This window comes from Collinsella aerofaciens (genome assembly GCF_015546965.1).
Lineage (GTDB): Bacteria > Actinomycetota > Coriobacteriia > Coriobacteriales > Coriobacteriaceae > Collinsella > Collinsella aerofaciens_X.
On the sequence record NZ_JADMUF010000007.1, the window covers coordinates 95158 to 115511 of the forward strand.

At 61.4% G+C, this 20354-nt stretch carries 19 protein-coding genes and 2 tRNA genes; 1 reads left to right on the plus strand and 20 read right to left on the minus strand.

Features of this window, described 5'->3' with window-relative positions; translation table 11 throughout:
• Positions 1 to 3 precede the first annotated feature (3 nt).
• The 4 genes from I1M21_RS06275 to thyA form a co-directional block, all read right to left on the minus strand.
• Positions 4 to 1353, minus strand: a complete 1350-nt coding sequence (locus I1M21_RS06275) for an MATE family efflux transporter (protein ID WP_195192880.1) — start codon at positions 1351 to 1353, stop codon at positions 4 to 6.
• Positions 1354 to 1476: 123 nt separating this feature from the next.
• Positions 1477 to 2391: a TrmH family RNA methyltransferase gene (locus I1M21_RS06280; RefSeq protein ID WP_195192881.1), complete on the minus strand. Its 915-nt coding sequence runs from the start codon at positions 2389 to 2391 to the stop codon at positions 1477 to 1479.
• Positions 2392 to 2500: 109 nt separating this feature from the next.
• Positions 2501 to 3019 (minus strand): dihydrofolate reductase, encoded by a 519-nt coding sequence (locus I1M21_RS06285; RefSeq protein WP_195192882.1) that lies wholly within the window; start codon positions 3017 to 3019, stop codon positions 2501 to 2503.
• 9 nt (positions 3020 to 3028) lie between these two features.
• On the minus strand, positions 3029 to 3877 hold the full coding sequence (gene thyA, locus I1M21_RS06290) for a thymidylate synthase (protein WP_195192883.1): 849 nt from the start codon (positions 3875 to 3877) through the stop codon (positions 3029 to 3031).
• 217 nt (positions 3878 to 4094) lie between these two features.
• Here thyA and I1M21_RS06295 point away from each other — a divergent pair, with 217 nt between their 5' ends.
• Positions 4095 to 4859, plus strand: coding sequence for a DUF134 domain-containing protein (locus I1M21_RS06295; RefSeq protein WP_195192884.1), 765 nt, complete (start codon positions 4095 to 4097; stop codon positions 4857 to 4859).
• A gap of 120 nt (positions 4860 to 4979) precedes the next feature.
• On the opposite strand, the gene ffh is transcribed toward I1M21_RS06295, so the two are convergent.
• The 16 genes from ffh to I1M21_RS06375 form a co-directional block, all read right to left on the minus strand.
• Complete coding sequence (gene ffh / locus I1M21_RS06300) at positions 4980 to 6455, minus strand: signal recognition particle protein (protein WP_195192885.1); 1476 nt, start codon at positions 6453 to 6455, stop codon at positions 4980 to 4982.
• 10 nt (positions 6456 to 6465) lie between these two features.
• Positions 6466 to 7383, minus strand: coding sequence for a signal recognition particle-docking protein FtsY (gene ftsY / locus I1M21_RS06305; RefSeq protein ID WP_117564147.1), 918 nt, complete (start codon positions 7381 to 7383; stop codon positions 6466 to 6468).
• Positions 7383 to 10919 carry a chromosome segregation protein SMC gene (gene smc / locus I1M21_RS06310; RefSeq protein WP_195192886.1) on the minus strand — a complete coding sequence of 1179 codons (3537 nt, stop codon included), beginning with the start codon at positions 10917 to 10919 and terminating at the stop codon, positions 7383 to 7385. Before smc ends, ftsY begins: the two co-directional genes overlap by 1 nt.
• Before the next feature lie 10 nt (positions 10920 to 10929).
• Positions 10930 to 11655 (minus strand): ribonuclease III, encoded by a 726-nt coding sequence (gene rnc / locus I1M21_RS06315; RefSeq protein WP_117583423.1) that lies wholly within the window; start codon positions 11653 to 11655, stop codon positions 10930 to 10932.
• 3 nt (positions 11656 to 11658) lie between these two features.
• The gene (locus I1M21_RS06320) at positions 11659 to 11901 is read right to left on the minus strand and encodes an acyl carrier protein (protein ID WP_035138134.1); all 243 of its coding nucleotides are present in this window, start codon (positions 11899 to 11901) and stop codon (positions 11659 to 11661) included.
• Positions 11902 to 12025: 124 nt separating this feature from the next.
• On the minus strand, positions 12026 to 13045 hold the full coding sequence (gene plsX / locus I1M21_RS06325) for a phosphate acyltransferase PlsX (protein ID WP_035138131.1): 1020 nt from the start codon (positions 13043 to 13045) through the stop codon (positions 12026 to 12028).
• An 87-nt stretch (positions 13046 to 13132) separates the two neighbouring features.
• Positions 13133 to 13312: a 50S ribosomal protein L32 gene (gene rpmF / locus I1M21_RS06330; RefSeq protein WP_022094017.1), complete on the minus strand. Its 180-nt coding sequence runs from the start codon at positions 13310 to 13312 to the stop codon at positions 13133 to 13135.
• A 64-nt stretch (positions 13313 to 13376) separates the two neighbouring features.
• Positions 13377 to 13931, minus strand: coding sequence for a YceD family protein (locus I1M21_RS06335; RefSeq protein ID WP_195192887.1), 555 nt, complete (start codon positions 13929 to 13931; stop codon positions 13377 to 13379).
• A complete protein-coding gene (locus I1M21_RS06340) occupies positions 13931 to 14428 on the minus strand; it encodes an ATP synthase subunit B family protein (RefSeq protein WP_022094019.1) in 498 nt (165 codons plus the stop codon). Before I1M21_RS06340 ends, I1M21_RS06335 begins: the two co-directional genes overlap by 1 nt.
• Before the next feature lie 68 nt (positions 14429 to 14496).
• Positions 14497 to 14994 carry a pantetheine-phosphate adenylyltransferase gene (gene coaD, locus I1M21_RS06345; protein WP_195192888.1) on the minus strand — a complete coding sequence of 166 codons (498 nt, stop codon included), beginning with the start codon at positions 14992 to 14994 and terminating at the stop codon, positions 14497 to 14499.
• Positions 14987 to 15616 (minus strand): 16S rRNA (guanine(966)-N(2))-methyltransferase RsmD, encoded by a 630-nt coding sequence (rsmD, locus tag I1M21_RS06350; protein WP_195192889.1) that lies wholly within the window; start codon positions 15614 to 15616, stop codon positions 14987 to 14989. The genes coaD and rsmD overlap by 8 nt, the downstream gene beginning before the upstream one ends.
• The gene (recG, locus tag I1M21_RS06355; protein WP_195192890.1) at positions 15613 to 17790 is read right to left on the minus strand and encodes an ATP-dependent DNA helicase RecG; all 2178 of its coding nucleotides are present in this window, start codon (positions 17788 to 17790) and stop codon (positions 15613 to 15615) included. The genes rsmD and recG overlap by 4 nt, the downstream gene beginning before the upstream one ends.
• A gap of 9 nt (positions 17791 to 17799) precedes the next feature.
• A complete protein-coding gene (locus I1M21_RS06360; RefSeq protein ID WP_006234030.1) occupies positions 17800 to 19461 on the minus strand; it encodes a DAK2 domain-containing protein in 1662 nt (553 codons plus the stop codon).
• A 27-nt stretch (positions 19462 to 19488) separates the two neighbouring features.
• Complete coding sequence (locus I1M21_RS06365) at positions 19489 to 19878, minus strand: Asp23/Gls24 family envelope stress response protein (protein ID WP_195192891.1); 390 nt, start codon at positions 19876 to 19878, stop codon at positions 19489 to 19491.
• A 161-nt stretch (positions 19879 to 20039) separates the two neighbouring features.
• Positions 20040 to 20114, minus strand: a tRNA-Asn gene (locus tag I1M21_RS06370).
• 34 nt (positions 20115 to 20148) lie between these two features.
• Positions 20149 to 20223: transfer RNA gene (locus tag I1M21_RS06375), tRNA-Asn, on the minus strand.
• Positions 20224 to 20354 lie beyond the last annotated feature (131 nt).

Genomic DNA, 20354 nt, shown 5'->3' on the forward strand with positions numbered 1-20354 from the left:
TGGCTAGGCAGTGGCGCGGCCGAGCCAGTTGCCGCTGTGATGGTAGACGGTGAACATCATGGCGGTGATTACCCAGGTTACGGGGTAGACCAGCAGCAGGTGCTCAAGCGACGGATCGAACGGCATAATCGCAAATACCCAGATCACCCTGAGCACGACGGTGCCAAAAATCGTGAGCAGCATGGGCTGCAAGCTCACGCCGGCGCCGCGGATGGAACCCGAGGCGTTCTCGATAATCGAGAAAATCGCATAGAACGGCGCGATAAAATGAAGAATCGTCGTGGTGTACGCCGAAATCGAAGCATCGTCGACAAACAGACGAGACAGCGGACCCGAGAATACCAGCAGCACGGCAGACAGGCCACCAATGAGCATAAACGACAGCACGAGCGACGTATGGTAGCCCTTGCGCATGCGCTCGTAGTTGCGCGCGCCGAAGTTCTGCGCCGAGAACGTGGTGATCGACACGCCAAGCGCCTCGGTCACCATCCAGACAATGCCATCCAAGCGGCCCGAAAGACCCCAAGCCGTGGTGACATCGGCACCAAACGAGTTGACCGACACCTGAATCAAAACGTTGGAAATCGAATACGCAGCAGACTGAAAGCCAAGCGGCAGACCACACGAGATCATGCTCTTACAAATGCCAGGATCAATGCCGAGTTTGGACAGTGAAAGCCGCCACGCGCCCGGTGCGTGCATCATACGAATCACGATCATCGTGGCGTTGGAGCAAATGGTCAGCGCCACCGCGATGCCACAGCCCAGAGCCTCCATATGCAGCACGGCAACGAAGATGACATCCAGCACCGCATTAACAAGGCAGCCGGAAGCGATGATCACAGCAGGCCCGCGCGTGTCGCCCACGGCGCGCAGCAATGCCGTTCCCATATTGAGCAGCAGCGCCGCAACCATGGCGGCAAAATAGCAACGGGCATAGGCCACGCCCTCGGCCAATAGTTCATGCGGCGTGTTCATAAGCACCAGCATGGGCTCAACGAACACTATGCCAAGAATCGAGAAAACGATACCGCCCACCAGCGCGAGCGTCATAGCCGTATGGACCGATCGGCTCAGACGCTCGTCATCGTGCTGGCCAAAAAACTGGCCCGTAATGACCGCGCAGCCGGCACCGACGCCGACACAAAAGCCGATGCAGAGCTCTGTAAGCACCATCGTGGCCTGAATGCCACCCAGCGCGAGCTTACCGCCAAACTGACCGACGATATAGGTACCGATAAGCGTGTATGCCTGCTGAAAGAACGAACTAAAGAAAATGGGAACGCACAGCGACAGCAGCTGCTGCCAAATGACACCCTGCGTTACATCGATAGCCGTAGATTTCTTAGCCACACGCCCTCCCCACTAGCGTACGTCATACAACAAAACATCAATTGAACGGCAAAGCCGCTATCAGCTTAACACCGACCGAAGGCAGCAGAAACACCCCTGGCGGCAAAGCTCGAGCGCACCCGGCTAGTGATACAAACCCGGCTGGTAGTGATACTCATTGCTCACATGCGGGCACAGCTGCCAAAAGGCGACAGCACTTGCCGCGGCCACGTTGAGCGAATCGACCCCATGCGCCATCGGAATACGCACGGCGCGGTCGCAGCCTGCAATGGTCTTGTCGCCCAAGCCAGCGCCCTCGGTGCCCATAAAGATTGCCAGGCGGTCAATCTCCTGCAGCGCGGGATCGTCCAACGACACCGAATCATCCGCCAACGCCATGGCGGCACACGAAAAGCCGGCATCGTGCAGCGCCGCCAGCCCATCATGCGGCCATACGCGCGCCTCGCTGCCAATGCGCGTCCAGGGCACCTGGAACACCGTGCCCATGCTCACGCGGGCCGAGCGACGGTACAGCGGATCGCAGCACGTAGGGCTCACCAAAATGCCATCGACGTTCAACGCAGCCGCCGAGCGGAAAATCGCGCCGACGTTGGTGTGGTCGACAATGCCCTCGAGCACGCACACAAGCACCGGGCGCTCCCCCGCCGCCTCGACGACGCCACCCAAGAACTCGGCTACCGGAATCTGACGTGGACGACGGAATGCCGCGAGCGCACCGCGCGTCACGTTAAAGCCCGTCAGCTGCTCCATAAGCTCCATCGAGGCCACGAACACGGGAACCGGGCCCGCACCTTCGCGTACCGCCAGGCGCTCAAACAGCGGCATCATCTGGTCGAGCCAGCGTTCGCCCAAAAGAAAGCTCACCGGCTCGTATCCGGCGCGCACTGCACGCTCGATAACCTTGGCACTCTCGGCGATAAAAATGCCCTTCTGCGGCTCCAGCACGCAGCGAAGCTCGCGCTCGGTCAGTCGCACGTAGGCATCGAGCCGCTCGTCCTCGAGCGAATCGATTCGCAGCACCTCAACGGCATCAGTCATAGCAGCCAGCCCGCACCTTTCTTTACAGCACATCTATACCAAACGAGGCGACGCTAAGCGCCGCCCCATGCATTCAAATAACCCGATGATACCGTTCACGCCAGACGATTTACGCCTCGACGCGACGATACGTCACGAACTCATAATCGAGACCCTCGTCACCCTCGCCCGCGGCAATCGTGGCAACACCGCCACGCCTCGCAATCTCCCATGCGGGATCGGCATCCAGATCGGGAAAGTACGTATCCACGTCATGCACGCAATGGTTATGCGTAACCTCGGCCTCGACGCAATACGGCAAGAACTGTCGATACACCTCGCCGCCGCCAATCACCCACACAATGGGCTCATCGGCCACGGCGGCCAAGGCCTCGTCAACGCTATGCACCGCGTCGACACCCTCGGCAGCAAAGCTCTCGTCGCGGGTGAGCACGATATTGCGGCGATTCTTGAGCGGTCGTCCGCCGGGAAAACTCAGAAGTGTCTTGCGTCCCATAATGACCGGGCAACCTTTGGTGCACGCCACAAAATGGCGCATATCGGCACGGTTGGACACGACCATGTCGCCCTCGCAACCAATACCCCAGTCGTCGCACACGGCGACAATGGCAGAAAGCTTACACGTCATGCGCGCCACCTACACCGCAATGGGGATGTTCTTAACCTGCGGACCGTGCTCATAGCCCTCGACGATCAGGTCATCGGTCGTAAACGCATAGAAGTCATGCACATCGGGGTTAAGCGTTACCTTGGGAGCCGCAAATTGCGGACGCTCGATAAGCTCGCGGACGATATCGACATGGCGGTCGTAAATGTGGGCATCGGCGATCACGTGCAGCAGCTCACCGGAAATCATATCGACCGACTGCGCAACCATCATCAGCAGAATTGCATACTGGCACACATTCCAGTTGTTCGCGGCCAAAATATCCTGGCTGCGCTGGTTGAGAATCATGTTGAGCGTCGGTTTGTCATCCTGCGGGCGCTGCGTCACGTTATACGTCACGCTGTAGGCGCACGGATACAGGTGCATCTCGGACAAGTCGCTAAACACATAGGTGTTCGTCATAATGCGGCGGCTGTACGGCGTGTGCTTAAGGTCGTACAGCACGCGGTCCATCTGGTCAAAGTCACCCTCGGCGTAATGGCTCTTCTGGCCAATCTGGTACCCGTATGCCTTGCCGATAGAGCCGGTCTCGTCGGCCCACTCATCCCAGATATGGCTGTTGAGGTCATGCACGTTATTGGACTTCTTCTGATAGATCCATAGGATCTCGTCCATGGCAGATTTGAGGGCCGTACGACGCAGGGTAAGCGCCGGAAACTCCTCACGCAGGTCGTAGCGCGCCGTGACACCAAAGTTCTTAATGGTATAGGCAGGGGTGCCATCCTCCCACACCGGACGGACCTTTTGGCCCTCGGTGGTGGTGCCATGGTCCAAAATATCGCGGCACATGGTTACAAACTGTTGATCAGCTTTGCTCATTGACCCTCCCGTCAGTAGCCTATTGGCGATTTTATTGTAGCCCAGGCGCGCAAGTGTCGGATTGGACACTTGGGCCGGCACACGCAATGCACGGCAGTACGGCACCGCATGCGTCAACGAAACATCTACGCCTTTTTCTGACATATGCCAGAAATTCCTTGCGCAATTCTGCGCGTTCGCTATTCTATTGTTGACATATGTCAGATAAGGAGTGCGCATGGCAGGAAGACGCGAAAAACTGCGCCGCGTCGGGATCATCCCCGAATACCGCGGCTTTACCCCTGACGGCCTAGCCAGTGGAGACGCCATCGATATGACGGTCGACGAGCTCGAAGTCCTGCGACTGTGCGACCTGGAAGGCCTCAATCAGGAGGCCGTCGCCCAGCACATGGGCATTGCCCGCGCCACGGTGGCGGCAATTTGCAGCCGCGCGCATCGCAAGGTGGCAAACGCGCTGGTCAATGGACGGGCGATTGTCATCGAGGGCGGCAATATCGCGTACTCCCCCATTACCACGAAAACGGCCGCATGGCCAGCAAAGGAGGTCGGCACCATGAGGGTGGCAACCACGTACGACAACGGCAGCATCTTTATGCACTTTGGCCGCAGCGAGCAGTTCAAGATCTACGACATTCAGGACGGCAAGGTGCTCAACGAGCAGGTCGTGGGCACCGGCGGCACCGGCCACGGTGCCCTGGCGGGCCTGCTCGCCAACGGCGGCGTGGACACTCTCATCTGCGGCGGTATCGGCGGTGGCGCCATCAACGCGCTTGCCCAAGCCGGCATCACGGTATACGCAGGTGCCCAGGGCAGCTGCGACGCTTGCGTCGAGGCCCTTATCGCCGGCACGCTCGCACAGAACGGCGAGGCCACGTGCGGCTGCCACGGCCATGACCACGACCACGCCCACGAACATGGCGAGGCCTGCAGCTGTCACGGCCATCACGAGCACGAGGGCCACGAGGGCTGCGGCTGCCACTAACGGCACGGCACCGCGAGCTCAGGGCACGACGCTAAACGCAGCCCAACAATCAAAGCCAACAACAAAGGCCACCCGGTAGCTTCCGAGTGGCCTTTGCCATATCAAGCTGGAATTACAGCCCTATTTCTTATTACGCATCTGCGCTTCCATCCGGCGCAGCAGCTCCATATCGGACTTGGGACCGCCCGTACCCAGGCCGCCCATGCCGCCCAGACCCATAGCGTCCAGGCCAGGGATATTGGGCATGCGCATCCTCTTGCCCTTCTTTCCCTTTTTGCCTTTTTTACCGCCGGCCTGTGCCTGATTGGCCATCGTGCGCATGCGGCCCATCATCTTATTCATCTCGCCCCACTGCTTCATAAGGCTGTTGACCTCGGTGGGGGTTACGCCGGCGCCCTTGGCGATACGCGCGCGACGCTGACCGTTGATGATGGAGGGACGCAGGCGCTCCTCCTTGGTCATCGACATGATGATGGCCTCATTCTTATCGAAGATGCCCTCATCCAGGTTGCCGCCCATCTGGTTGAGTGCACGCTGTCCGCCGGGGAGCATGCCCAGGATACCCTTCATGCCGCCCATCTTCTTGACGGCCTTCATCTGGTCGAGCATATCGTTCATGGTAAAGCCCTCGCGCAGCATACGCTCGGCAGCCTCGAGCTGCTCTGCATCGGCTGCCTCCTGGGCCTTCTCGATAATGCCTACGACATCGCCCATGCCCAAGATTCGCTTGGCCATGCGATCGGGATAGAACGGCTCCAGCGAATCAGGCTTCTCGCCCATGCTCACGAACTTGATGGGCTTGCCGGTCACCTGACGCACCGAAAGTGCGCCACCGCCACGGGCATCGCCGTCGAGCTTGGAGATAATCACACCGTCAAAGTCGGTGCGATCGGCGAAGGTCGAGACGACGTTGACGATATCCTGGCCGGTCATGGCATCGACGACCATCAGCACCTGGTCGGGCTTGACGGCCTTCTTGATGTCGACGGCCTCCTGCATCATTTGCTCGTCGATCTGAAGACGACCGGCAGTATCGACAATGACCACGTCGCGCAGGTGGTCGACGGCCTCCTGGATGGCGCCCCTGGCGATGTCGACCGGGTGCGCGCCGTCACCACGGAAGACCGGCACGCCGATCTCGCCACCCAGCGTGGCGAGCTGGTCGGCAGCGGCGGGACGGTAGACGTCGCACGCGGCGAGCAGCGGCGAGCGGCCCTGCTTCTTGAGCAGGTAGGCCAGCTTTACGGCCGCCGTGGTCTTACCGGAGCCCTGCAGGCCCACGAGCATGATGACATTGGGAATGCGGTTGCTAAAGACGAGCTTGCTCTCGGTTGAGCCGAGCATCTCGGTGAGCTCGTCGAGCACGATCTTGACGACGTTTTGCGCCGGCGACAGCGACTCCATGACCTCGGCGGTCATGCAGCGCTCCTTGGTCTTGGCGACGAACTCCTTGACGACCTTGAAGTTGACGTCGGCCTCGAGCAGCGCCATGCGAATATCGCGCATGGCCGAAGAGATATCGGCCTCGGTCAGCTTACCCTTGCCGCGCAGGCGGTCAAATGTGTCGTTGAGGCGATCGCTCAGGGAATCAAACACTGGTTACTCCTTAGTTGGACTCGCCCACCAGGGCGCGGCAGAAATCTTTGGCGTTAAACTCCTGCAGGTCATCGACCTGCTCGCCCACGCCGATGCGAAGGATCGGGAGCTTGAGCTTCTCGGCCACGGCCATGGCGATACCGCCCTTAGCCGTTCCGTCGAGCTTAGTCATGATAATACCGTCCAGGCCCAGCGCCTCGTTAAACTCGAGCGCCTGGTTCAGACCGTTCTGACCAGTGGCAGCATCGATCACAAGCACGACCGAGACCGGCATGGGACCGGCGGCCATATTGGCGGCGCGCTTACGGGTCACATTAACCACCTTGGCGAGCTCGCGCATGAGCTCGGGACTCGTGTGCAGACGGCCGGCGGTATCGATGAGCACCAGGTCGCTGCCGCGCTTATCGGCCTCGTCGAGCACGTCATAGCACACGCTCGCCGGATCGGAGCCGCGGTCACGCTTAATAACCGGTACGCCGGCACGCTGACCCCACACATCGAGCTGCTCGATGGCAGCGGCGCGGAAGGTGTCGGCCGAACCGATCACCACGTTCTTGCCGCGGGCGGCCATGGCGCTCGCAATCTTGCCGACCGTGGTGGTCTTGCCGGCACCGTTGATGCCGACAAACAGCACGCAGCTCGGCGTATCGGAAAACGGATCGCGCTCAACAGGCACAAAATGGCCCTCGAGCTGCTCGGCCAGGGCACGGCGAAGCTGCGGGGCGGTCTTAAGGTTCTTCTTGGCAGCGGCGTCGCGCAGGTCATCGGAGACCTGAATGGCGACCTCGGCACCCATGTCACCCATGACGAGGGTGTCCTCAAGGTCCTCCCAAAAATCCTCGTCGACCTCACCGCCAAAGTAAAAGACCTCGTTGAGGGCCTCGCGGCTGCGCTCGAGTCCGCGCGAGAGTGCGTCAAAGAATCCCATTATGCATTCACGACCTTTCCGGTTTCGCGATCGAGTTTTTGCGAGACGACGCGACTGACGCCGTCGGCTTGCATCGAGACGCCGTAGAGAACGTCAGCATCCTCCATAGTACGGCGCTGATGCGAGATTACCAAGAGCTGCGTATCGGAACGCAGCACATCAAGGGCGCCGATGAGCTTGGACAGGTTGGCGTCGTCGAGCGCCGCCTCGACCTCGTCCAGCACATAGAACGGCACCGTGCGCGTACGGTACACGGCAAAGAGCAAGGCGAGCGCCGTCAGGCTCTTCTCGCCACCGGACATGAGCATCATCTTGGTGATGCGCTTGCCGCGCGGCTGCGCCACGACCTCGATGCCCGTCTCGGCCGGATGCTCGGGATCGGTCATCTCCAGATGTGCCTGGCCTCCCGGGAACAGCATGGCGAAGATCTCGCGGAAGTTCGCATCGACCTTCTCAAAGGTCACCAAGAACGCCTTGCGCATCTTACGGTCGATGGCCACGGTGATCTTGGTGAGCGCCTTGCGCGCGCTCTCCAAATCGGCCAGTTGCTCCTCGATGTAATCGGCGCGGCGCTTGAGCTGCTCGTACTCCTCCATGGCAACCTGGTTCACGGGGCCCAGGTTGTTGATCTGGCGCACGAGCTGGTTGAGCTCGCGCTCGGCGGCGTCGCGGTCGGTGGGCGCCGGCAGCATGAGCGCTTCCTCGAGCACCGTGGTGCCATCGGCGGTAATAGCCTTGATGGCCGCCTCTACCTGCACCTCGAGCTTGCCGCGTGCGACCTTGAACTCGTTTTGCGTCGCCGTGGCGGCATCGACCCGCTCCTTGGCGCGGGAGACCTCGGCCTTGGCGTCCTCGATGGTCTTCTTGAGCGAGGCCGAGTCCGCCTCCTCGAGCGAAGCCTGGTCACGCAGGCGCGCGGCCCAATCCGACGCGCGCTCCAGCAGGGCCGAATAGCGCTCGTGCATAGGGTCGACGCGCAGGCGCAGCAACTCGAGCGAGCGCGAGGCCTGACGGGTTCCGCGGATACGGCGGTCGATGCCCTCCAGACGATGCTCCAGATCGGGCACACGGCCCTTCAGCGAACGCAGGCGCTCGCTCGTCTGAGCCAGGCGGACCTTAGCGTCGGCGAGCTTACCGGCGGCCTCGGAGTCGTCGCGACGCACGCAATCGAGCTCGTCGTTAGCTTCGGCAATCTGGAGCCCCAGGTCACTTGCCTGCGCACGAGCCTCATCACGCGAACGGGTGAGCTCGTCAACGCGCGGGCGCGCGGCGCGGACCGCCTCGGCGGCCTGCTCACGGCGCTTGGAAATGCGCACGCGATCGACCTCGGCATTGTTGGCGCTTTGCTCCAAGCGGCCGATCTCGGAGAGCAGCGAGCGGCGTTCGCCCTCAAGACGGGCGATCTCGCCGGCAGCATCGCCCTCGGCGGCACGCGCCCCCTCGACGGCCGCATTGGCCTCGACGACCTGATCCGACACATGCTCAAACACGGCAGCCAGATCGGGCTCAAGACCCTCAAGCTCGCGAATGCGACGCTTGCGCTCCAGGGCACCCGAAGCCTCGCCGGCGTCGAGCCCCACACGCACCAGGCCGCCACAGCTCACGCGGGCGCCATCGGGAGTCACATAGGTCACGCCGTCAACTACAGGCGCAGTCAGGGCGGCAGCCAAGTCATCGACCACGTAATAGCCGCCGAGCAATGCCTCGACGACCGGACCGTAGCCCGCACGCACGGACAGACGATCAACAAGACGGTTACCGGCGGCACCCTCGGCGACCGCAGAGCCACTCACGCTGCGCGCCACCAGCAGCGCCTCGCCCGAGGCCTTCTTTTGGTCCAAGGCAGCGCGACCGGCGCGCTCAAGTGCGGCAGCGTTATCGAACAACAGGGCATCGATATCGCCGGCGAGCAGCTGCTCAACCAGGCCCTCAAGCTCACGCGGTGCCTCAAGCACATCGCCCAGACGACCCGAGACATCGTCGCCCAGCGCGCCCACCAGACGGCTTACGAGCGGCGAGCTGTCGGCCATGCGAGCATCAAGCTTCTTTTGGCTGGCAAGCTCCGAGCGCACCTCGGACAGCTTGTTGCGCGCTTCGCTCTCGCGATTACGCAAGTCCTTAAGGGCTGCACGGGCGACCTCGGTAGCCTCACGCGCATCGCTCTGGGCTTGACGAGCCTGATCGAGCGCACCTTCGAGCTCCTCAGCACGGTTGCGGCGGCTATCAAGCGATGCCGTGACCTCCTCGAGCTGCTCATCGATCTGCTCCAGGCGCGAGGCATACATGTTGTCCTCGACCTCGGCGTTGCTCAGCGAATCCTTCACCTTGGCGAGCTCGAGCGCAGCATTATCGGCAACGCACTGCACATCGCGCTGCTCGCGCGTAAGCTGCGAAATCCGCGCATCAAGCGCAACGCGACGCTCGTGGAGCTCGGCGGCGGCAGGACCAGCAGCGTCAACGTCCTCCTGGGCCTGCATATGCGCGCCGGTCACTTCCTCGAGCTGAGCACGTGCGTCCTCAAGCTCCTCGACCACGCGACGGCGCTGATGCTCGGAGCTCGAGATCTGTCCGCGCATGTCGGACAGGCGCGACACCATGTTATGGCCCTTTTCCTCGAGCAGACGCATGTCTGAGTTAATGCGACCGACCACATCTTGCATATGGCGGCGCTGCTCGCCCAAGTCGCCCACAAACAGGCCCTTTTCCTCGAGCATGACCTGGAGCTTCTCGAGCTCGCGCTCCTTTTCGCCCAGGCGGTACTGCGCAAGCTCAAGCTCGGCAGCGCCCTCCTTGGAGCGGCTCTCCAGGTCGTTCCACTGCGACTGCAGCGAACGAAGCTCGTCGACGGCCAGCATCTGCGTAAGCTCGTTCGCGCGCGAGGACAGCTCTTTGTACTTGCGCGCGCGATCGACCTGACGCTCCAGCGGTCGCAGCTGACGGGCGATTTCCTTGTTGATATCGCGGGCACGGGTCAGGTGCTCGTCCATCGATTTAATCTTTTTGAGCGCACGCTCCTTGCGGCGCTTGTGCTTGGAGATGCCTGCGGCCTCCTCAATGAGGGCGCGACGCTCCTCGGGGCGGCTCTGCAAAATGGCATCGAGCTTGCCCTGGCTAATGATGGAATGCGTATCCTTGCCCAGGCCCGAATCGTGCAGGATGTCCTGAATGTCCATCAGGCGGCATGGACTCGAGTTGATGAGGTACTCGCTTTCGCCCGAGCGGTACATACGACGGGTGATAGCGACCTCGTCAAAGTCGACGGGCAGCATATGGTCCGAGTTATCGAGCACCAGCGTGACCTCGGCTACACCCACCGGCTTGCGCGCCGACGAGCCCGAGAAGATGACGTCTTCCATGGCCTGGCCGCGCAGCTGCTTGGCGCTCTGCTCGCCCAGGACCCACAGAATCGAGTCGGAGATGTTCGATTTTCCCGAGCCGTTGGGACCGACGATGACGGTCAGGCCCGGCTCAAACGTCATATGAGCGCGGTCGGCAAACGACTTGAACCCTTTGAGCGTGAGGGACTTGAGATACACGGCTCCTCGCTTAAACAGGCTTCTTGTTGAGAATCACGCCGTTGGTGGTGTAACCCATGCGATCAAGCGCCTCGAGCGCAGCGGCACCCTCGGCCTCCTTCTTGGAGGAACCGGTGCCGCGGCCCTGGCGAATACCGTCGATGAGTACCACAGCGGTAAAGGTGGGCGCATGCGCGGGGCCCTCGGAGCCGACCAGCTTATACGCAGGAGGCTCGTGGCCGTCGGCCTGCACGCACTCCTGCAAGAACGACTTAGGGTTCGCGGGATGCTCGGCACGCTCGGAAGCCAGGTGCGGCTTGAGTGTACGGTGGATAAACTCCGCCGCCGCATCCCAGCCGGCATCCAGGTACAGGGCGCCCACGAGCGACTCGTAGACGTTCTCGAGCGCCGAGTGCAGACCGCGCGCGCCCGTGCCGGTCTCGGAGGCACCAAAGATGATGATGTCGTCGATGCCCAGCTCATGGGACACCTCGGACAGCGTGGCGCCCGAGACGAGCGACACCTTCAGGCGCGTAAGCTTGCCCTCGTCAAACTCCGGATAGGACTCAAAGAGCGAGCGGGCAACCACGGCGCCCAAAATGGAATCGCCCAAAAACTCAAGGCGCTCATAACTCGCCGAGACGGGCTGACCTTCCACGGCAGAAGGGTGCGTGAGCGCCGCGCGCAGCAGCACCTTGTTATTGAACTCGTGGCCCAGGATTTCCTGGGCGCGCGCGAGTCGTTGAGATAAAGCCAAGACTTAGGCCTCCTTGGCGTTTTCAATAGCGTCGACAGCGTCGGCGACAGAGTTGAGCGACAGCAGGGTCTCGTCATCGATCTCGAGGTCGAACTCGTCCTCGATGGCCGTCACCAGCTGCAGACGCTCGAGCGAATCGGCATCGAGATCGTCAAAGGTAGTCTCGTCGCTAATGTCGGCGACATCGACGCCCAGAACGTCAGCGGCGACTTCGGCGATCTTATCGAAGATTTCGGAGCGGTCCATAGCGCTTCCTCTCGTATTGCGTGAACATCAACGAGCTGGCGCCGCAAGCGCAGCGCCAAGACACGGTTTTGATTCTACCCCACGACGAAGGCCGCGAGGCACATAACAGCGCTCTAACTCGCTCCTACAAAACGATGCCGTCCATAGAGTTGGCGACGTTCTCGACCAGCCCGGCGCGCACGGCCTCCGCCGCGGCGAGCGTACCGTTTTTGACGGCCTCGACCGAGGTGGCACCGTGGCCGATCAGGACCACGCCACGCAGGCCCAGCAGAATGGCGCCGCCCTTAGCATCGCCCGAAAGCTTTGCCTTGATCTCGCGCATCTGCTTTTTGATGAGCAACGCGGCGATCTTGGTGCCCAGCGAAGCCATAAAGGCACCCTTGAGCTCTTGCAGCAAAAACTTAGCGGCGCCCTCGGTTGCCTTGAGCGCGATGTTACCCGACATGCCATCGGCAACGACGACGTCAAAGTTACCCGAGGTCAGGTCGGTACCCTCGCAGTTGCCCACAAAGCCGGGAACGGCGGCCTTCATGGCAGGGAAGCACGCCTTGGTAAAGTTGGAGCCCTTCTCATCCTCGGTGCCGTTGCCGAGCAAACCGACGCGGGGATGCTCAATGCCCAGGACGACGCGCGCATAGGCGCTACCCATCTGGGCAAAACGCACCATGTCGTCGACCTCGACATCGGGGTTGGCGCCCATGTCGCACAGGACCGTCAGGCCGCCGGCGCGGTTGGGCAATGCATTGGTGAGGCACGGACGCACCGGCTGCTTCTTGCCCTCGGCCTGATACCTAAACGGCGTCACGTAGGCGGTAGCGGCAGCAGTCATCGCGCCGGTGGAGCCGGCGGAGAAGAACGCATCCGCGTTACCCTTCTTAATAGCACGGCAGGCAAGCACGATCGAGGATTTGCGCTTGGTCATCACGGCTCGAATGGGATCGTCATCCATGGCGATGACATCGGGCGCCTCCAAGGCCTCAACGCGAGCGTGAGCCGCGGCAAAGGGGTTCACGATCTCTGCGGGACCGACGGCCAAGACCTCGATATCGGGATCCGCCGCAAGCGCCGCCTCGATACCGTCGAGGACAACCTGAGGCTTCTCGTCTCCACCAACAACGTCTACACAAACGCGAACGTTACTCATATACATGCTCCTTATACAAAAATGGCCGACTCATTGAGCCGGCCATTGTGGTTCCAGTTGGAACGGCATCGCATCCAGAGTATACAGTTACTCGGTAACGATAACCTCGCGGTCCTTGTAGAAACCGCAGCTGGGGCACACGTGGTGCGGGAGCTTGACAGCGCCGCAACGGGGGCACGTGGACTGAGCCGCAGCCGAGATCTTCATGTTGGCGGAACGGCGGGTGTGAGTGCGGATACGACCCTGCTTTTGTTTAGGTACGGGCATAGTGACCTTCCTTATGAACTATCCAGTGTGGCGATTACGCGCAAGTAGCGATACTACCACAGTTTTACTCGTCAAGCTTGAGATTCTTCAATGCTGCAAATGGATTTTCCGTGGCAGCGGCCCATTCGGCCTCTGCCTGAGCGGCGCAATCGCATTGCTCGACGTTGAGATTAATGCCGCAGGTGGGGCATAGGCCGCGACAATCGGGCTTGCACAGGACAACGAACGGCGTGTCCATGACGACCGCGTCGTTGATGGGCTCACCCAGATCGACGATGCGATTCTCGCCCAGCAACTCGTAGCCGTCTTCGTAGGCCTCGGGATCCTCGGGCTCGTTAAAGAGATAGAACTCCTCGATCTCGCCTGCGATATCAAACGAGGCGGGCTCCAAGCAGCGGTCGCACTCGCCGGTGGCGTGGGCGCGGACCATGCCCGAGAGCAGAACGCCGGTGCCGGCATTGGTAAAGACCACATCGTAATCAATGCCGTCCTGCAGCTGGTACTCCTTCTCGCCCACCGTATAGGTGGCGACATCGACCTTGCCGGTCAGCGGATACGAGTCTCCGGGAAACTCGAGCTGTTCGGAAAGATCGACGGTAACGCTCGGGAACTCAGCCATTACCACTGACCATTCTGCTGGGCGGCACCCTCGTTGAGCTGCTGACGGCAACGGGTGACGGTGCCGGTCAGGCTCTTGAGGTTCTCCTCGAGGTGCGTAAAGACCTGCTCGGCGTAGTCCTCGGCGGCATAGCGCGTCTCGCGCTCATACTGCTGGGCACGGTCGCGGATATCGTCGGCCTGCTGCTGCGCTAAGCGGACGATCTCTTGCTCACCGGCAATGGTGAGGGCCTGCTGCTGAGCATCGGCGATGATGGAATCGGCCTGAGCGGCGGCGGAAGCCATAAGCTCCTCGCGCTCCTTGAGGATACGGCGGGACTTCTGCCATTCCTCGGGATAGCTCATGCGGATCTCGTCGAGGATGTTAAAGAAGACGTCGGCGTCGATAACCTTCATCTGGGCGTTCTTGCCGAACGGCGTCTTAGCCTCTTCGATGAGCCCCTCGAGCTCGTCGACAAGACTCACGATCCTGTCGCCAGGAAAATTCTCGCCCGGCATCCGGTCTCCTTTCATAGGTAACATATCATCGTGTTAGTTTACCACATGCCACCAGGCATTAAAAAACGTCACGAAAAGCGATGTTTGAGCGCCTTGACCACATTAGACGGAACAAAATTAGAGACGTCGCTACCGAGCGAGGCAATCTGGCGAACCACCGAGCTCGAGATATAGCCGTACTGCGGCGCACTCATGACAAAGATGGACTCCAACTCGTTATCCAGGCGGTAGTTGAGGTCGGCCTGCTGCAGCTCGTACTCAAAGTCGGTCATGGCACGCAGGCCCTTGACCACGGCTCCTGCTCCCTGTTCGCGGGCAAAGTCGACCAAGAGCCCGGTGAAGGGCAGCACCTCGACGCCGTCAATATCGCCGAGCGCCTCACGTGCCAGCGCCACGCGCTCGTCGAGCATAAACGTGGTGCCGACGCCGTTTTTTCCCTGCGACTCGGCAACGGCCACGATCACGCTGGGAAAGATGCGACGGGCGCGGCGGATGACGTCGATATGGCCAAACGTGATGGGATCGAAGGTGCCCGGGACGATTACGCGGTTAATGGTGTCACTCATGGGAATCCTCCGTGGGTGCGTCGCTATCGTTGCCATCATCCTCGCCGTTGCCAACCCAGCGCAGCAAGTCAACCGAGGTTATGCCGTAACGCTTCTCGCGCACGGTCTCAAAGCCTGCCGGATGCGCACCCGCGTCGGCGGCAGCGTGCTCAAAGAGCGCGTAAGCGCCCTGCGCCAGCAAGCCTTGCTGAGCCAGGTTCTGCAGCAGCTCCTCGACCGGCTCGGCGCCAAAAGCATAGGGCGGGTCGAGCAGGACCAGGTCAAAGGGACCGCCCGGCACGCGGCCGCGCGAAGCGCTTGCCAGCACGTCACCCGTCACCACGCGCCAACGCGCACGGTCACGGCAGAGTGACTCGATATTCTTGGTAATGAGCCGCGCGGCATTCCGATCGATCTCAAACGTCGTGAGCGAGCGGGCACCGCGCGAGAGCATCTCAATGCCCAAGGCGCCGGAGCCGCCAAAGGCGTCCAGCACGCGGACCTCGTCCAGATCGAAGTCGAATGCCGACATGACCATAGATGCGCACGCCTCGCGCACGCGATCGGTCGTGGGGCGGGTGACATCGCGACCACGGGGCTCCTCGATCTTACGACCGCGCCATTCGCCGCCGATGATTCTCATCCTCCGCTGACCTCCTTAAAGATGTGTCGATACCGCATGGCGACCGCATCGCGTAGAGGGCGCGTCGCCACGGAGTCAAGGTTGCAAGCATACCGCAAGAGCTCGACCGCGTCCAAATGGGCCCACTCGATCAATTTCTCGTCGGCATCGAGGTCAACAAAGCGCAAGGTCACGCCGCCATGCTGGCGGTAACCCAGGATTTCGCCCTCGTGGCGCAGACGCAGGTCCATCTGGGCGAGCGTAAAGCCGTCCGTGGTCTTCTCGAGCGACTGGAGGCGGTCTTGTGCCGCCGACGCGCCGCCATTGCCCTTGGAGTGCGTCATAACCAGGCACGTGCCCGACACGCTGCCGCGGCCTACACGCCCGCGCAGCTGGTGCAAGGCCGCCAAACCAAAGCGCTCGCCATTCTCGATAACCATGACGGTGGCGTTGGGCACGTCAACGCCCACCTCGACCACCGTGGTCGAGACGAGCACATCGATCTCGCCACGCTTGAAGGCATCGATGACCCGGTCCTTCTCCCCCGCCGACATGCGGCCGTGAAGACGCTCGATGGTAAGCCCCGGCAACGCAAGGCGCAGTCGGTCGAGCTCGGTTGCCGTATCGTGCAGCGGCACAGGCACGGTCACGCGGCCCTCGTCGTCGCGAGCGATGCCGGGTACGTCTTCGAGCTCATCGGCCGAATCGCTCGGCTCCACGAGCGGACAGATCACGTAGGCTTGCTGCCCCTTTTCGTGTGCCTCGCGAATGGCGCCATAGGCCAGGTCGCGACTCGACTCGGTGAGGACGCGCGTCGTCACGCCGGCACCCGGAACGGGACGATGGCGGATGATGCTCGTATCCAGGTCGCCGTAAACCGATAGCGCCAGCGTGCGCGGGATCGGCGTGGCAGTCATGACCAGCAAGTCGGCACCCGGGCCTTTTGCGCGTAGGGCGTTACGCTGGCCCACTCCAAAGCGGTGCTGCTCGTCGATCACCACAAGCGACAAATGCTTGAACGTGACGTTCTCCGAAAGCACCGCATGGGTACCAAAGAGCACGTCGAGCTCGCCAGACTGGAGCCGCGCATGAATCTGTTCACGCTCGGCCGCCGGCGTGGCTCCCGTCAAGAGCGCCCAGGTCATACCAGCCTGCGAGAGCAGAGGGCCGGTCTTATCGGCATATTGACGCGCCAGCACGCCCGTGGGCGCCATAACGCAGGCCTGAGTGCCGCTATCGGCCGCGACCGCCAGTGCGCAGGCGGCAACGGCGGTCTTACCGGTACCGACGTCGCCCAGCAGCAGACGGTTCATCACGCGACCGCCATCGCACATGTCATGCAGGATGTCTTGAAATGCAGCCTCCTGCTCATCGCTCAGCGAAAACGGCAGGGCCTGTTTAAGCGCAGTCAAATGCTCGCCCGCGGCATGCGCATAAGGCACCACGTCAACCATACCGCCATCGTTGCGCAGACGCAGCGCGAGCTGCAAGTAGAGACACTCCTCGTAGGCAAGACGCCGGCGCGCGATGTCGCGCTCGGCCATGCTCGAGGGAAAGTGGATCGAGCGCAGCGCACGGGCATTGCTCATGAGCTTCCGCTTTGCGCGCAGCGGCGCGGGAATGGGATCGAACGGATTGGCGACCACTTCGAGCGCACCGCTCACGATACGGCGCATCCATGCCTGGCTCACGCCGTCACTTACATAGTGGACCGGCAAAATGGTACCCGCGGCGCGCCCGTCCTCGAGCTTTTCAAAGTGGGGCGAGGCCATCTGCTTAAAACCGTAGGCAAACTCGACCTTGCCCATCACGGCCAGGCGGTCGCCCTGCTTAAGCTGTTGGGCAATCCAAGGCTGACGGAAAAAGGCAACCTGCAGCACGCCCGTCTCGTCCACGAGCGAGACCTCAGTCACCTGCATACGCGGGCGGGGCTGCTTTTGGACAATACGATCGACCGTGGCGATGATGGTGCACACGGTACCGATGGGCGCCATCTCGATGGACCACGAGCGAGTGAAGTCCAGGTAGCGATGAGGGATATGGAGAAGGAGGTCCCCCACCGTCCGGATTCCCAGACGGCGAAGGGCCTCCTCACGTTTACCCGAAACATATTTGAGTCGCGCGATATCCTCGTCGAGCGCATTGCTCTGGGCAAAGCGCTCCGAGACGCGCGGCACGGAGCACAGCTCGGACATGGGCAGAGCCTACTCGATCGAGAAGATCACGGGATAGAGCGGCTGCTCGCCACGATGGGCGTCAATCTCCAGGTCGGGCTGAGCTTCCTCGATGGCATCGACGATCTCCTGGAAGGCCTCGTCGGACAGCTCCTCGCCGGCCAGAATCGTCAGCGCGTCGCCCTCCTCTTCCTCCTGCATACGGTTGATGCAGTCGAGCGTGACCTGTTTCACATCGGAGCCGACCACGTCGATGGAACCGGCGATGATACCCATGACGTCACCGGAGTGAATCGGAGAGCCGTCCGATGCGCTGGAGTCGCGCACGGCGCGGGTGACTTCGCCATCGCGGACCTCGCTGATGGCGTCGACCATAGCGGCGACGGCGTCCTCGAGCTCGGAATCGGGCAGGACGGCGAACAGCGCGGAGAACGCCTGGGGAACGGTCTTGGTGGGAACGACGGCGACCTTCTTATCGGTGCAGGCAGAGGCAGCGGCCTCAGCAGCCATGCGGATGTTACCGTTGTTGGGCAGGATGATGACCGAGGTCGCGTTGACCTGGTCGACGGCGCCCAGCAGGTCGGCGGTCGAAGGGTTCATGGTCTGGCCACCCGAGACGATCACGTCAACGCCGAGGGACTTGAGGATGTCGGCCTCGCCGGAACCGGCGGCAACGGCGACAAAGCCCAGGGCCTTCGCGGGCTCGGCGGCCTTCTCCTGGTCCTCGTGAATCTTAGCGGTACGGTCGTGGGCCTCCATCTCCATGTTGTGGATAAAGACCTCGTAGATCTGACCAAGCTGCAGCATGTGCTCGAGCACCAGGTTGGGGGTGTTGGAGTGCACGTGGATCTTGTAGTCGGGGTAGGCGCCCACGAGCAGCTCACAGTCGCCCATGGAGCCCAGAAACTTAAGGCACTCGTCCTCGTCAAAAGGAGCGTCGGCCTTAAAGAGGAACTCGTTGCAGTAGCGGAACTCCGAGCCCTCCCAGTCGTCGTTAGCCTCGATCTCAACACGGCCAAGAGCGGCATCGCGAGCAGAGCCGGCGGAATCGAACGTAGCGGAGAAATCCTCGACCACGGTGCTGCGGCCAAGAGCGGCGGCAACAAAGTTCTCCAAGAAGATGGCAAAGCCAAAGGCGCCGGAGTCGACAACGCCGTTCTCCTTGAGGACGGGCAGCAGGTCGGGCGTGCGAGCGACGGACTGGTAGGCCTCGACAACGATAGCGTCGAGCGCATCCTCGGCAGAGAACTTCTTCTTCTCACACTCGTCTGCCTTGGTCGAAACATCACGCAGGACCGTGAGAATCGTACCCTCGATGGGCTTACGAACAGCCTGGAAGGCAACCTTGACGGCACGACGGAAGGCGAAGGCGATATTGGCGGACGTAATGGGCTCATCAGCGGAGACAAGGCCCTCGGCCACACCGCGCAGGATCTGCGAGGTGATGACGCCGGAGTTACCGCGGGCACCCATCAGGGAGCCGTGGGTGATAGCGCCGGCGATGGCTTCCATATCGGCATCGGCGGGAAGGGCGGAGAGCTCCTTGGTCACCGAGGCGAGCGTGAGCGACATGTTGGTGCCAGTGTCGCCGTCGGGTACGGGGAAGACGTTGAGCTTGTTGATCTCCTCGGCCTTGTCGGAAACGGCAGCCGCAGCGATCGGAAAACAGGTGCGAATGGTCTTTGCAATCATGGGTATTTGAATCTCCGTTTTCGGATGCTAGTTCAGACGGCTCTTGAGCGCGTCGATGTGGATGCCGATCTTAAGGCTGGCGGGATCGATCTGGGCGATCTCCTGCAGGGTAAAGGCAACGGAGCTCGAAAGATTGTGGCAGACGGACTTCATGTTGACGCCGTTCTCGAGCACGACGTGAAGGTCGACCGTGAGGCCGTTCTCGTCGGCGGAAACAAGCACGCCCTTGCGGAGGCGCTGGCCGGCAAGCAGGCGCACGCTCTCGGCGCCCTGCAGCTGTTCGGCCATACCGACGACGCCGTAGCACGTCATCGCGGCATAACCGGCAATATCGGCAATAACGTCGTTCGAGACGCTCAGGCTGCCGTTAATGGTCTCAGACACAAGAATCTCCTTTTCTGGTGATCGCGGCACCATGTCGTGGGAGCAATCATTCCAACATTTTACAACGACCGCGCCATGTTAAGGCCACGGGGTTCGCGATTACATCCTCGACACGAAATGTTGATACGGTAACGTTCGCCACCGGCGATCGAGGCATGAAAAAACCCGCCGCATAAGCGACGGGTTTTAAAACCTGGCTCCCCGGGTAGGACTCGAACCTACAACAGCGCGGTTAACAGCCGCGTGCTCTACCATTGAGCTACCGAGGAATTAAAAAGCCCAGCGAAATGGGCTGAGAAATTCTGGCTCCCCGGGTAGGACTCGAACCTACAACAGCGCGGTTAACAGCCGCGTGCTCTACCATTGAGCTACCGAGGAATAGGTGCGTGCTCTCAAGCAACGAAGTTTATTATACGGACGATTGGACGAAGGGCAAGAACTTTTTTAAGAAATTTTCCGACCCAGTCATTGGGGACGTTCTTGAATGACTAGTCGTTTAAGAACGTCCC

Coding starts and splice junctions, on each gene's coding strand:
- I1M21_RS06280 (WP_195192881.1), bottom strand. CDS start 2,391: ATGACTGATGCCGTTGAGGTGCTGCGAATCGATTCGCTCGAGGACGAG.
- I1M21_RS06285 (WP_195192882.1), bottom strand. CDS start 3,019: ATGACGTGTAAGCTTTCTGCCATTGTCGCCGTGTGCGACGACTGGGGT.
- thyA (WP_195192883.1), bottom strand. CDS start 3,877: ATGAGCAAAGCTGATCAACAGTTTGTAACCATGTGCCGCGATATTTTG.
- I1M21_RS06295 (WP_195192884.1), top strand. CDS start 4,095: ATGGCAGGAAGACGCGAAAAACTGCGCCGCGTCGGGATCATCCCCGAA.
- ftsY (WP_117564147.1), bottom strand. CDS start 7,383: ATGGGATTCTTTGACGCACTCTCGCGCGGACTCGAGCGCAGCCGCGAG.
- I1M21_RS06320 (WP_035138134.1), bottom strand. CDS start 11,901: ATGGACCGCTCCGAAATCTTCGATAAGATCGCCGAAGTCGCCGCTGAC.
- plsX (WP_035138131.1), bottom strand. CDS start 13,045: ATGAGTAACGTTCGCGTTTGTGTAGACGTTGTTGGTGGAGACGAGAAG.
- rpmF (WP_022094017.1), bottom strand. CDS start 13,312: ATGCCCGTACCTAAACAAAAGCAGGGTCGTATCCGCACTCACACCCGC.
- I1M21_RS06335 (WP_195192887.1), bottom strand. CDS start 13,931: ATGGCTGAGTTCCCGAGCGTTACCGTCGATCTTTCCGAACAGCTCGAG.
- I1M21_RS06340 (WP_022094019.1), bottom strand. CDS start 14,428: ATGCCGGGCGAGAATTTTCCTGGCGACAGGATCGTGAGTCTTGTCGAC.
- coaD (WP_195192888.1), bottom strand. CDS start 14,994: ATGAGTGACACCATTAACCGCGTAATCGTCCCGGGCACCTTCGATCCC.
- rsmD (WP_195192889.1), bottom strand. CDS start 15,616: ATGAGAATCATCGGCGGCGAATGGCGCGGTCGTAAGATCGAGGAGCCC.
- recG (WP_195192890.1), bottom strand. CDS start 17,790: ATGTCCGAGCTGTGCTCCGTGCCGCGCGTCTCGGAGCGCTTTGCCCAG.
- I1M21_RS06360 (WP_006234030.1), bottom strand. CDS start 19,461: ATGATTGCAAAGACCATTCGCACCTGTTTTCCGATCGCTGCGGCTGCC.
- I1M21_RS06365 (WP_195192891.1), bottom strand. CDS start 19,878: ATGGTGCCGCGATCACCAGAAAAGGAGATTCTTGTGTCTGAGACCATT.